The 13,384-nt window shown below is 30.9% G+C and carries 13 protein-coding genes; 2 read left to right on the top strand and 11 right to left on the bottom strand.

The window, feature by feature from the left end; all coding sequences use genetic code 11:
• Positions 1 to 42: 42 nt before the first annotated feature.
• From AC2DZ0_RS03140 to AC2DZ0_RS03130, 3 genes are all read right to left on the bottom strand, one after another.
• Positions 43 to 573 (bottom strand): ion channel, encoded by a 531-nt coding sequence (locus AC2DZ0_RS03140; protein ID WP_484643609.1) that lies wholly within the window; start codon positions 571 to 573, stop codon positions 43 to 45.
• 157 nt (positions 574 to 730) lie between these two features.
• A complete protein-coding gene (locus AC2DZ0_RS03135) occupies positions 731 to 2,023 on the bottom strand; it encodes an MFS transporter (protein WP_484643608.1) in 1,293 nt (430 codons plus the stop codon).
• A 57-nt stretch (positions 2,024 to 2,080) separates the two neighbouring features.
• Positions 2,081 to 2,722: a protein-L-isoaspartate(D-aspartate) O-methyltransferase gene (locus tag AC2DZ0_RS03130; protein ID WP_484643606.1), complete on the bottom strand. Its 642-nt coding sequence runs from the start codon at positions 2,720 to 2,722 to the stop codon at positions 2,081 to 2,083.
• Between the two features lie 172 nt (positions 2,723 to 2,894).
• Here AC2DZ0_RS03130 and AC2DZ0_RS03125 point away from each other — a divergent pair, with 172 nt between their 5' ends.
• Both AC2DZ0_RS03125 and AC2DZ0_RS03120 read left to right on the top strand, forming a co-directional pair.
• Entirely contained in the window at positions 2,895 to 3,854 is a 960-nt protein-coding gene (locus tag AC2DZ0_RS03125) for a Gfo/Idh/MocA family protein (protein WP_484643605.1), read from the top strand.
• A 9-nt stretch (positions 3,855 to 3,863) separates the two neighbouring features.
• A complete protein-coding gene (locus AC2DZ0_RS03120) occupies positions 3,864 to 4,295 on the top strand; it encodes a thiol-disulfide oxidoreductase DCC family protein (RefSeq protein WP_484643604.1) in 432 nt (143 codons plus the stop codon).
• Here AC2DZ0_RS03120 and AC2DZ0_RS03115 read toward each other — a convergent pair.
• The 8 genes from AC2DZ0_RS03115 to AC2DZ0_RS03080 form a co-directional block, all read right to left on the bottom strand.
• Complete coding sequence (locus tag AC2DZ0_RS03115; RefSeq protein WP_484643603.1) at positions 4,287 to 5,621, bottom strand: dicarboxylate/amino acid:cation symporter; 1,335 nt, start codon at positions 5,619 to 5,621, stop codon at positions 4,287 to 4,289. The genes AC2DZ0_RS03120 and AC2DZ0_RS03115 overlap by 9 nt on opposite strands.
• 81 nt (positions 5,622 to 5,702) lie before the next feature.
• Positions 5,703 to 6,242, bottom strand: coding sequence for a 1-acyl-sn-glycerol-3-phosphate acyltransferase (locus AC2DZ0_RS03110; RefSeq protein ID WP_484643601.1), 540 nt, complete (start codon positions 6,240 to 6,242; stop codon positions 5,703 to 5,705).
• Between the two features lie 86 nt (positions 6,243 to 6,328).
• Entirely contained in the window at positions 6,329 to 7,726 is a 1,398-nt protein-coding gene (locus AC2DZ0_RS03105) for a sugar transferase (protein ID WP_484643600.1), read from the bottom strand.
• A gap of 88 nt (positions 7,727 to 7,814) precedes the next feature.
• The gene (locus AC2DZ0_RS03100; RefSeq protein ID WP_484643599.1) at positions 7,815 to 8,564 is read right to left on the bottom strand and encodes a glycosyltransferase family 2 protein; all 750 of its coding nucleotides are present in this window, start codon (positions 8,562 to 8,564) and stop codon (positions 7,815 to 7,817) included.
• Between the two features lies 1 nt (position 8,565).
• Positions 8,566 to 9,885, bottom strand: coding sequence for a phenylacetate--CoA ligase family protein (locus AC2DZ0_RS03095; RefSeq protein ID WP_484643598.1), 1,320 nt, complete (start codon positions 9,883 to 9,885; stop codon positions 8,566 to 8,568).
• On the bottom strand, positions 9,872 to 10,909 hold the full coding sequence (locus AC2DZ0_RS03090) for a glycosyltransferase family 4 protein (protein WP_484643596.1): 1,038 nt from the start codon (positions 10,907 to 10,909) through the stop codon (positions 9,872 to 9,874). The genes AC2DZ0_RS03095 and AC2DZ0_RS03090 overlap by 14 nt, the downstream gene beginning before the upstream one ends.
• A complete protein-coding gene (locus tag AC2DZ0_RS03085; RefSeq protein WP_484643595.1) occupies positions 10,899 to 12,143 on the bottom strand; it encodes an O-antigen ligase family protein in 1,245 nt (414 codons plus the stop codon). The genes AC2DZ0_RS03090 and AC2DZ0_RS03085 overlap by 11 nt, the downstream gene beginning before the upstream one ends.
• Positions 12,144 to 12,219: 76 nt before the next feature.
• The gene (locus AC2DZ0_RS03080) at positions 12,220 to 13,383 is read right to left on the bottom strand and encodes a glycosyltransferase (protein ID WP_484643593.1); all 1,164 of its coding nucleotides are present in this window, start codon (positions 13,381 to 13,383) and stop codon (positions 12,220 to 12,222) included.
• Position 13,384 lies beyond the last annotated feature (1 nt).

Here is a 13,384-nt window from a genome sequence, read left to right as displayed (position 1 = left end):
TTTAGTATCATAAATCGAGCCAATAAATTATCAAATAACTAATTAATTTTTCTTTTTTGAGTGGTTTAATTGATTTATATATTTTCCAACCACAATTGCCGTGATTATAACATTATACATTTGCCCAATCAAACCAATGAGAATACTAACTTTTTGCGCAAGTGCCGAAGCAGGTGTTATATCCCCATACCCAATAGACAATAAAGTTATGTAACTGAAATACATAAACTCATCATTAAAAGTATCTCTAGAAAACGCACCTTCAAAAGAAGCGTTAAACGAACCAGGAGCGGCTAATTCTATCGTCATACATAAAAAATAACCTATCAAACCTATAGAAATATAGCCGCTGATTAAACCAAAAATAACATTAGAAGATATTTTTTTAGAATCCCAAACCTGCTGAACAATCTCATAAGTAACAAAAAGATAAAACACAAAATTTATTGCCATTCTAAGAAAAACAATCTCATCTTCATATTTATTTGTTAAAAGTCGATACACCAACAAAAACCCGCTGATTCCAATTAAGACAAGAAAAACAATAAATTTTAAATGCTTCTTTGACATCATAATTAAACCTGCAAAAATGTTTATAAAAAACATGGCAGGTAATAACCACAAATCATAAAACGAATTCGAAACAAAAATTGATCCGAACAAAATAAAAAACTGACTCAGAAAAAATATTTCAAACCTATAAGGATGCAGTTTTGATAAATACATATAATTAATTCTTTAAAGTATTCAACTTTGCTTTTTGTAAAATTACAAATCCTATCACAAAAAACAAGGTCATACAAAGCATACTAACCCGCATGCTCCCTGTCAATTGATCTATTAAACCATAGGAAAAAGTACCGATTACAATTCCTAACTTTTCTGTAATATCATAAAAACTAAAAAAAGACGCATGATTTCTAGTCTTTTCTGGGATTAATTTTGAATATGTTGACCTAGAAATTGACTGAATTCCTCCCATCACAAAGCCTAAAAACATAGCCATAGCATAAAAAGGAATTTTTGAGTTTAGGAAATAACCTGCAATACAAATCGCTCCCCAAATAATCAAGGCCGTGCTGATAGAAAAACCATTGCCTTTTTTACGAGATAACCATGCAAAAAAGTAACTACCTCCAATAGCAACAATTTGAATGATTAAAACCACAAGAATCATTTCATCCGATCCCATACCAATTTCCTTATTTGCAAATAACGGAGCTAACAACATTACGGTTTGAACTCCCATGCTAAATATAAAAAATGACAGTAAATAAAAGTTCATGTTAGGCATGACTTTTACTTTATGCAACACATCTAAAATCTGATCCTTTCCTTTACCAAGAATTTTTCTATTTATAGGATTTTTATTTTCCTTGTCCTTTAAATAATAAAAGGCTATCTGAGAAAATCCAAGCCACCAAACCCCCACCAAAACAAATCCAAATCGAGTTGCCAATAAACCAGATTCAAAACCAAAAGATTCATATGACTGGAACAAAACCAAGTTTACTACTAACAATATTACAGATCCAATGTATCCCATCGAAAAACCTTTTGCACTAACAGCATCCATTTTATCTACTGTGGCTACTTCTGGTAAAAAGCTATTGTAAAACACCAATGAACCAGCAAATCCAATACTTCCTAATATGGCACAAAGAATTCCATATTCTACATTTTCTCCTGTAAAAAAATACAATCCAATACAAGCAAACGAACCCAAATAAGTAAAAAACTTCATGAATCTTTTTTTTCTACCAGAATAGTCAGCAATACCTGAAAGAATAGGTGAAATAAATACAATTATTAAAAACGAAAATGAAATTGCATAAGAATATAATACTGAATTGGATATTTTCAAACCAAAAAACAGAATTTCATCTCCATTAAAAAAGTCCTCAGTTGTTCCTAAGAAGTAAACAGGAAAAATTGCAGTGGTAATAATTAAATTGTACACTGAATTCGCCCAATCAAAAGATGCCCAAGCATTTATTAATCTCTTATTGTTTTTTTCAAGCATCTTTTTTCTATTTTTTTTTAAATATAAACAAGACTAGCGACTTTGTTCGATTTCATTTTAATTCTTTTTTTCAAGCATAGGAACAAACTTACACTCTCCCAATTCTTCTTTTTCAAAAGATTTCACTCCTGTTCTTTTATATAAATGCATTATTTGAGTGGTATCTCCCACTGGAATTACTAATATTCCTCCTATTTTTAATTGTGCTAATAAAGCTTTCGGTACAAATGGTGCACCTGCTGTAACAATGATTTTATCAAACGGAGCATATTCGGGTAAACCTTTATACCCATCTCCAAATGACATGTATTTAGGTCGATATCCCAATTTGGGTAAAAACATTTTTGTCTTCTTAAAAAGCTCATTTTGACGTTCAATTGTATAAACTTCCGCCTTTAACTCAAGTAACATTGCTGTTTGATACCCAGAACCTGTACCTATCTCTAAAACCTTTTGCCCTGGTTCAATTTCTAACAATTGTGTTTGGAATGCCACTGTATAAGGCTGAGATATAGTTTGATCAGCTAAAATTGGAAATGCTTTATCTTGATACGCAAAACTTTCAAAACTAGAGTCTAAAAATAAATGTCTAGGTATTTTGGCCATGGCATCCAATACATTTTTTGCATATATCCCTTTTGATTGTACTACTTTAGCTAGTTGATTTCTAAGTCCTTGATGTTTGAGCGTATCCTTCACGAAATGTTTTTATTTAAGAGGATAAAATTAGTAATTAATCCCTAAAGATTTTTATTTTTGTTTAAAATTAGCCGTAGAAATCATCGGTTATTTGTAGAATTTTAAATAAGTCATTGTGAATTATCAATATACAAGTTAAAAACGTTCACATTTAATAAAAGACACGAAAAATATGTTAAAAGCAGGAGTATTAGGTGCTGGCCATCTTGGAAAAATTCATTTGAGATTATTACAACAATCTGACAAATATGAATTAGTTGGTTTTTATGATCCTATTAAAGAAAATGCTGAAGCGGTTGCACAAGAATTTGGATACAAAGCTTTTGATACCATTGAAGCTTTATTAAAAGAAGTTGATGTTGTTGATATTGTAACACCAACATTATCTCATTTTGAATGCGCCAAACAAGCCCTAAAAAGTGGCAAACATATATTTATTGAAAAACCAATAACAAAAACTTATGAAGAGGCAGAAGAATTAAGGTCTCTTGCAAAAGAGCATAATGTTCGTGGTCAGGTGGGACATGTAGAACGTTTTAATCCGGCATTTACTGCTGTAAAAGACTCTATTCAAAATCCTATGTTTATTGAAACACATCGTTTGGCTGAATTCAATCCGCGTGGTACAGACGTTCCTGTAGTTTTAGATTTAATGATTCATGACATTGATATCATACTAAGTGTTGTCAACTCTAAAGTCAAAAATATCAATGCAAGTGGAATTTCTGTAATCTCCCAAACACCAGATATTGCAAATGCAAGAATCGAATTTGAAAACGGATGTGTTGCTAACCTTACTGCTAGTAGAATTTCTTTAAAAAACATGAGAAAATCTAGGTTTTTTCAAAAAGACGCGTATATATCAGTTGATTTTTTAGATAAGAAAAGTGAGTTGGTTAAAATGAATGACGCTCCTGAAAACCCAGATGAATTTGCAATGATATTACAAAACGCAGAAGGGGTTAAAAAACAAATTTACTTTGAAAACCCGACTGTAGAACCAAACAATGCTATTTTGGATGAATTAGAATCATTCGCCAAGGCGATTGCAACAAACACTACTCCAGTAGTTTCATTAGGTCAAGGAGCCGAGGCATTACAAGTTGCTTTGCAAATAATTGATTGTTTCTAAAATAAATATTTGAAAACAATAGAATCCATAGAATCCATAAGAAATACAAAGTCCATCATTTTGTTTGATGGACTTTGCAATTTTTGTGATCATTCGGTTCAATTTGTAATAAAACGGGACCCTAGTAATGAGTTTCTGTATGCCTCTCTACAATCTGAATCTGGTCAAGAATTTATAAAAAAACAAGATCTTAAAATTCAGAACATCGATAGCATTCTATTAGTTACTAGTGACAAGGTATACACTAAATCTTCTGCTGCTCTAAAAATTGCTACAAAATTAAGTGGTCTTTGGTATTTGTCAAGTATCTTTTTTATTATCCCGAAAGTAATTAGAGATTCAGTATATGATTTTATTGCAAAACGCCGATACAAATGGTTTGGAAAATACGATACTTGTAAAATTCCTTCCGAAGAACAAAGAGCAAAATTTTTATCTTGATTTGTTAGCAGGATAGTTATCATCCCAATTTTTCACTTTTGGTTTGCCTAATTTTCCTTCCGACTTTGCGATCAACATAGCAACACAAGCATCCCCCGTTACATTAACTGTTGTTCTAAGCATATCTAGAGGTCTGTCTACCGCAAAAATAAGTGCCAATCCAATGGGAAGCATATCTTTAGGGAATCCAATAGCATCTAACACAATTACCAACATTACCATACCTGCACCAGGTACAGCAGCAGAACCAATGGAAGCTAACAATGCAGTTATTATTATTATCAATTGATTGGTAAAGCCCAAACCTTCTGGCCATAAGACTTGCATAATAAACACCGCAGCAACTGCTTGATATAAACTTGTTCCATCCATATTTATAGTGGCTCCAACTGGCAATACAAAACTTGAAACTTCTTTATCAACTCCAATATGCTCCTCTACCCTTTCCATAGTAACAGGTAATGTTGCCGCACTAGAGCTTGTAGAAAAAGCTAAAAGTTGTGCAGGAGAGATTTGTTTTAAAAACCAAATAGGTGATTTTTTTGTATATACTGAGATAAAAACAAGATATAGACAAATCATTAACACCAAACCAAATACCACAACTCCAGCGTATTTCATTAGAGCTATTAAAATATTTACATCATTGGTGCTAACAATCACTGTAGTTAACAAAGACAATACAGCAATAGGTGCCAACAACATAATTAAATCGACCATTTTAAGCACTACAGAGTTTAAAGAATCAAAAAACTTCTTTAACGGTTCTGCTTCCTTTTCTGGAATAAGCAACATACTTATCCCTATACAAATTGTAAAAAAAATGACTTGAAGCATCATTTTATTGTTACTCATCGCCTTAATTGCATTATCTGGAACCATATCTACTAAAAATTGAAGCGGTCCTTGGTTCTGTTGATTCTCAGCTTCCGAAATACGTTCTTGGATTTTTGAACTAGAAGCGTACGTATTTTTCAAATGAACAATGGTATTTTGAGAAATACCTTCACCCGGCTTGAAAATATTGACAGAAGACAAACCTATGCTAATAGCAAATACTGTAGTTACAATATACACTATGATGGTTTTTACCCCCATAGATTTAAATTTAGAAATATCTTTTAGATCAGATATTCCTTTAATCAAAGATGCTACGATTAGTGGTACGGCAATTAATTTCAACATTCGGACAAATACTCGCCCTACGGGATCTATCCAATCTTTAGCAAACTGTGGCCCTGCATCAAATTGTAATAGAAAAAAACCTAGAATAATTCCTAAAACCATTCCAATAACGATTTTCCAATGCAATGCTAATTTCTTCATAATCATAAACTCTTAAGAACTTGGGAAAGGTACTACTAAAATCAAACCAAACGAAGATAAATTTCGGGAAAATTAGAACTCTTAACTTAGGTTAGCAAAACGCCCTTTTACTCCATAAAAAAAACGTCTCATCGTTTCCATATCATGCTCAGCATCTTCTGTTAAATAGTAAGGCTCGTCAATTAAAACCTGTTTATTTTTAAAATCTAAAGCTACTTTTACCACAGGCACGTCAGCACCTTTTGCTACATAATAATAACCTGTTTTCCAATTCTCTACTTTTTTTCTTGTCCCTTCAGGAGAAATACCTAGTTTAAAAAATTCATTCGTTTTAAACAATTCCACTAACAAATCAACTGTATTGTTACTTTTTGACCTATCAATTGGAAAACCACCCAGCCATCTAAAAAAAAAGCCCTGTGGATTTTTAAAAAGTATTTTTTTACCTATGAAGTTAATTTTAGTTTTCTTGATTGATCGAATCAATATCCCAAGAGGTACGTCCATCCAACTAGTATGCGGAGCAGCGATAACAACATATTGTTTGACCTGTTTAGGAAAATCTCCAACAATTTTCCATCTCAAAACAGTGAATAAAATGAACTTCGATATTTTGTGCATTTTATAAAGGTACAAAACACAAATTCAATAGAGCAAAAGTTAACAAATTGTAAACAATTGTATACAGAACGTTTATTAATACCAACCTACTGTCCTTTCAGTTTAACAACTGTACTAATGGTTTTTATAAGAATTTTAAAATCCATAAATACCCCTCTCGATTTAATGTAATATAAATCATATCTTAATTTAATTTCCTGTTCTTTAGTTGTGTTTGCATATGGATACATTACTTGTGCCCAACCTGTTAAACCGGGCCGAATAACGTGTCTGATTGCATAGAAAGGTAGTTCCTCTTTCAAACTTTTCACAAACTCAGGTCTTTCTGGTCTTGGTCCTATTAGACTCATCTCTCCAATAAGAATATTCCAAAACTGAGGAATTTCATCGATTCTAGTTTTCCTGATAAATTTACCAAAAGAAGTAATTCTCTTATCATTTTTCTCTGCCCAAATTGCTTTGTTTGTTTCGGCATTAACAATCATAGATCGAAACTTGTAAATATTAAAATGTTCTCCATTCAAACCTACTCTAACTTGTTTATAAAACAAAGGTCCTCTGCTCCCGAATAAATTACCGATAAACACAAACGGGATATAAAACATCAAACTTGTCAATCCCACTAATGAAACCATAATATCAAAAACTCGCATAAACAAAAGGTAAAACGTGTTTTCATGATTTTTACTAAACGAGATGTATTTATAAAACTCCTTATTCAAGTTTTCTTTCGCTACACTTTCTGTGATTTCTTCATATAGATTCCCTACACTTTTAATATTTACACCATGTTCAAATAAATAAACTAATTCTTGATTTAATTTAGAATTTGGCTTAATGCCCAAAGATGATGTTGAAACAACAATTTCATCAACAGAGTTCAGCTCCATTATATCTAATAAATTTGCCTTTCCTAATTGATGATATTTATTAGTATCCAATAAGGCAACGGGAGCATCCGAAATATAATTAACCACATTTATTTGAAAATTCTTCTTTTTAACAATATTCAGAATGTTCTCAACTTTTTCAGAACTACCAATAATCAAAATATTCTTTAAAAACTTTGGACTGTATATAAAAGTACTATAGATGAGCCTCCAATAAGTTAACGGGATAACAATTCCTAAAAAAAGGTATAGAATTTCAATCCTGTTTTTTGGCAGAGATGGTGTTAAAATTGGTGTAAAAACATAAAATATGATAGTCGCAAAACAGGTAATCAAAATACTTTGAAAAACTAAATACCTACTTGCTGAAACTTTTAAATTATAAAGTTCAAAAATATTTCCGAAAAGAATGAAATATAAAATAAAAGTCAGTCCCCATTTTAAAGACATCTCATTATCAAACGTAATATAATTTACATTCAGAAAAGACGAAATAGCGTACATTCCGACAAGCACACTTAGCATATCAAAAAATCTCAACAAGACTTTTCTTTCTGAAATGTTTAGGTATTTAGAAGTTTTGCTATTATACACTATTAAAAAGTTTCTAAGGGTAGAGTAACTACAAAGTTAACTATTTCAATTGAAGATTCTTTATTGAAACAAGAATAATATTGATTTTTCACATATAGAATAACTTGTTTAAAACATTCATCAACAAACTGTAAACAGACTCAAAAAAACTACGTTTTTCAATTTCCCTGAATAGTTTCCAATTCCATTTCATCATCTCTATTTTACTTGAAGAAATTGAAGATTTCCTTACTCGATATGAACCTAAAACCTCCTTCATTCCATATGCATGTGGAATGATAGATAGTATTCTCAACCATAGTGCGTAATCTTGTCTTTTTCGAATAAGTGGCATATATATCTTCCCCAATTCTTTAGCATTGTAGATAACTGTCAAACATCCCATTTTATTTGAAGTAAGCATTTCTTTATATGACAATTTACTTCTTGATTTAACAATTGAATTCTTGATAAGACTACCTTTTTCATCTATTTTTCGATACGAACCAAATGTGAGCTTGTAATTATTAGAAATCATGAACTGAATTTGTATTTCTAATTTGTTCTTACTCCAAAGATCATCACTATCTAAAAAAGCAATATAATCACCCTTCGCTAGTTCAATTGCTTTATTTCTACAGACTGCTGCCCCACTATTTTTTTTCAATTGAATACACCTAATTCTTGAGTCAATTAGTTTGAATTCGTTAATTATAGAAACCGAATTGTCGGATGAATTATCATCAACAATAAGCATCTCCCAATATTCAAAAGACTGATCTAAAACACTTTGAATAGTACTACCTATAAACTGTTCAGAATTATAGCAAGGAGTTATTATAGAGACAACTGTTTTCATTTTATAAGAATGATTGAATAATTTGAGGTTTCCCAGATTTGGTAGGTTTAATTTCATTTACTTTAGAAAAAGTAATATTAAAACTTTTATTATTGATAAATACTTGAAGTTTTAATACAATCTCATCTAATATCTCTGGAGTAAATCCCTCGTCAATAATATATTCAATTTCAAATCCGTTAATATCTCGTTGAATTATTTTAAATTGTTTAATTTCCTTTACATGTTCAAAAACACCTGTAAAGGAATGAACAACAAGTTTTTTCCCATCAGGCAATTTTATTAATTCAGAATCTCTACCAACAACTTTTTCCAAAAGAGGGTAATTATATGCTCTCTTTTTGGGGTATTTATTTTTGGGCAATCTGATACATAAATCTCCCAATCTATACCTAATAAGTGGCATGGCTCTATTATCTAGCCTCGTAACTACAACATGACCAATTTCACCATCTTTTACAGGATTATTATCATCATCTAACACCTCCAAATATACTTGAGGCGAATTTATATATAGATATTCTAAGTCATATTGCGATGCTATTAAAAAACCTTCTGAAGACCCATACGTTTCAAAAACATTACATTGAAAAGCTCTTTCAATATTTAATTTATAATGATTGAATAATTTATCTCCCAAACTTATAACTGTATCTAAATTTATATCAAACCCATTTTTTATCGCATATTCCGCGATAACATTTATGGATGATGCATATCCTAAAACATATTTTTGTTTCCCCTTAGATAGATCGTTGCAAATTTTTTCTAACTGAGAATCTGTTAAAGCGAAAGCATTGATGTAAGTAACGTTAAAAATAACATCTTTTATTTTTTTGAATAAACTTCTTTTTGTGGTAATTCCCGTTTGCAATAAAGAACCACCTATTTGATATCCACCCCACTCCCACCAATGAGTATTTCCAGCTCTTAAAGAAGATATATCTGATTGATTCATGTAAACAACAGTGCGAAGACCTGAGGAACCGCTACTAATAATTTTAACAAGATTTTTTTTTGGTTCCGTTAATAAACTATCTAAATTATCCCTTAAATCATCCTTTGACATAATTGGAAAATCATTCAACCAAGCCCAAATGTTTTCTTGCTTAGAGATTTTTAAGTTCTTATAAAATGGAACATTCAAACTAGAAAATTCTAATAACTCTTTTAATTTATCCTCTTGAAAAGACTTGAGTTGTTCCGCAGAATACGTATCAATATTCCTCCATTGTTTAAGAGACATCATGTATTTTGACCCCACAATTAAATCTAAAAAGGGTAATATAATTTTTTCTAGAAATAGGTTATAGATCTTCATTACTAAAAATTTTATTCCAATGATGTTTTATGTAGAACCAATCAAAATTTTCAACCTTTTTACGTGCATTTTGAGTCAGTTTTTCAACTAATTCATGAGATTCTAAGAGTTTTACAATAGAATTAACCATTTCATTAACATCATTTTTAGCAACTAACAGAGCGTCATTTTCGTTCTCTAACAAAAACGGCAATCCACCTACATCCGTGGAAACAACCGGTAAACCCATTGCCATTGCTTCCATAACACTCACAGGAGTATTATCAAAATTTGTCGTATTAATAAAAACATCATAGTCTTCCGATTTTTTATGCCATTCCTTTTTTGTAAGAACTCCAGTAAACTCTACAGATGATTCCAAACTTAAAGTTTCAACCAATTCCTTCACTCCTGATAAACTTCCATCTCTATCAGGACCAATCATACATAAAGTAGCTTCTGGATAAGATTTTTTTAATTTAGCTAAAACTTTTATTGCCATCAATGGATTATAAATTTCAGCAAAAGCTCTAACATAAAGTAATTTGGCCTTCAAATCTTTCCTTTTTTTAGACTTGTAGTTTTTAATCTCTAATATATTTGGAATTACTTTTACGTTATATCCTCTTTTCGAGAATTCTGATGCAAGATATTTCGACGGAGCAACGTTTATAAATGATTTTTTAAATATAGATTTACTTAATTTATTGGATCTGTCTAACCTCTTCGGTAAATTGCCACCATGAAGAATTGGAATAAAGGGTATTTTTAAAAAAAATGAAATTTGTGACGTGATTAGGGCATAATAAAAATTAAACGTACTGTAGGTGTCAATCAAAACAAAATTAACATTTTGACCCTTTTTAAGTAATTGATATATCATCTCTAATAACCTCAATGTTTTATTGCTTTTATTAGAATACAACAAGACTTCATACCCCTCAGCTTTTAGATTATTGGATAAAACGACATTGGTTGTCTCATACTTAGATTTCTTGGAAAGATTATTTCCTAGATAAAGAATTTTTAGCGATTTATTCTTCATCTTTCAAAATTTTAATCAAACTTAACCCATAGATAAAACCTGGAAAGGCAATTCTCATTGCGGAATGACCTATCGTTAAAAACCATAAGGTATAGAAGGAAATTAAAAATGCTCTCTGGTAATTATTTGACGAAACAAAATTGATCAATGGCACAAATAATAAAATCATTAAAATAATTATCCCCATCAAACCATGTTCTTCAATCAACCTTGTAATTTCATTATGCGAAGCAGCAGTAATATGCTCATCACTTTCTATTCTTTTATACTTTCCATTTCCAACACCAATTCCAAACCAAGGCGATTCTGAAAAACTTTCAAACTGATTAACAATTATGTCTATCCTACCAGAAGTCACATCCTCTTTTTGAGTACCACTAGAACTTTTACCTGTATACCTATTATCCAGCATTCCACCAGTAATATTTGATGTGTATACCCATATTCCAATTATAAAAAACATACCAATTCCAAAATATTTAATTATGGAAGTTATCAATCTTTTATTATGTAAAAACATAAAAAACACAAAAATAAAAAAAACCAACACACCAACTAAAAGTCCTCCCCTAGAAAAAGTAAGAAGACTCCGGTATGTGAAATAGATTAAAAATATAATGTCCAAAATTAAATATCCTGATATTTTTTTATTCATAAAGATAAAAACAGCCAGAATAAAAACACCTAACCCCAAAATAGTTGCAACTTGGTTTGGACCGAACCCACCAGAAGTAATTGAATTAGCTGCTGAATTGAATACAATCTCACGAAGATCAGGAGTTCTCAGATATAGATACATTACTGTTGAGAATATTGGAAGAATCATAAAAACTAAACCTTCTAATAATTTCGACCTTGAAATTCTTCTTTTATAGAAATATACAGCACTGAATATAAGTACCACAGGACCTGAAAGATTAAAAACTATTGCTTTTCTAATAGACTCACCTTCTGGCACATCGGTAAAAACAATTCCAATTAGTATTAGAAACAAGCATAAAAAATAACTAATGGGTATCCCTTGATTTTTTTTTTGCGTCATCATTCCTATCGAAAGCAGAGTAATAACAGTATATTTAACAATCTCATATGAAATTGTAGACTTGGTCATTCTAAAGTAAATTTCTGATCCCGTAAAATAACATGCCCAAAGAAATGCCTCTTCTGATCTATTCTTATTATTATAAATATCAAAAATTGCAACCATAACAATAAGTAAGTACAGAGGTTTCATGATTGGACGAAATATACCCAAGTAACCAAGAAACAGGCTCAATAAAATATAAAGTAACGGATGGTATTTTATTTTCTCAAATGACATCTACTAAGATTTCTTTCTTAATTCTATTTATATAATAACCGAATGTAAACTTTTTTGTCATTTTTTCACTTCTATCAAGTATTTTTTTAAAATTTTCAGGTGACATAGATAAAACAGTAGAAAGTTCATCTAATAAGCAATTTGTGGATGTTTCTTCTAACACAAAACCATTAAGCTCATTCTTTATGTATTGCGTAATTGAAGAAACATTCGATACCACCGGCACACAACCATAGCAAACTGCCTCTGCAATAACTTTAGGGAATCCTTCTGAGGCAATAGACGGTAACAAAAACACATGAGAATTTTCATAAACCTCAAACACTTTTTCTCTAGGTAGCCCCCCATGAAAAACACAATTAAAATTATTTCTCATGGCCAATTTATTGTAGTAATTGAATTCTTCACCTTCACCAACAAAATGAATTGTTCCTATTCTTTGTAAAGGGTCTGAAATACGATTAAATGCATTTAAAATTAACTCAACCCCTTTCGCTTTTTCCAAACGTCCTACAAAACAGAAATTTAATTTCCCTGAATAATCTTTAGTTTCTATACATTGGTTCCCGAGTAGAACATCTTCTTCTGCTAAAGTTGGATTTTCAAAAGTCAAACATTGTTTGGGTTGTTTGGGCCATTTTCCATTTATTGTAACAATGCGATTCTGATTTGAAAGCATTAATCTTTGAATTGCGTACCCAAGAGGAGCATTTTTCTGGTTCCAATTACCTGCATATTTAAACCACCCCGTTTTTCTTGTGAAAAATATTAGGTAAGGTATTAAAAAAACTCCTATTCCCGTTGGCCCTCTAAATTGAAAAAAATCTACCTCTTTTAAAGTAGATTTAACTGTATGTATTACCTTTGGAATGTTTTGTATTATTTCTATTTTCGATCTAAAGGTCTTCCCGCCAAGAGCCGGTATACCTATAAATTTAATTCTATCAGAATTGTAAGGTAATGAACTTGCAGGCGGATGTTTTTTATGTAACATAGCAATGTGATATACATTTTCAAACACTTCTGCCAAATGATTCAACTCAAGAATTGTTGTTCCCCAACCTACAATATTTTTATTATCATCAATATAATGCTCAGTATGAGAAATCACGCATAGCGTCTTATTTATTCTTTTAGAATCTGTTCTTTCCAAC

Source organism: Flavicella sp. IMCC45668 (assembly GCF_057219105.1).
Note: the sequence above shows the minus strand (reverse complement) of the source record. Positions and strands in the feature narration are given on the sequence as shown.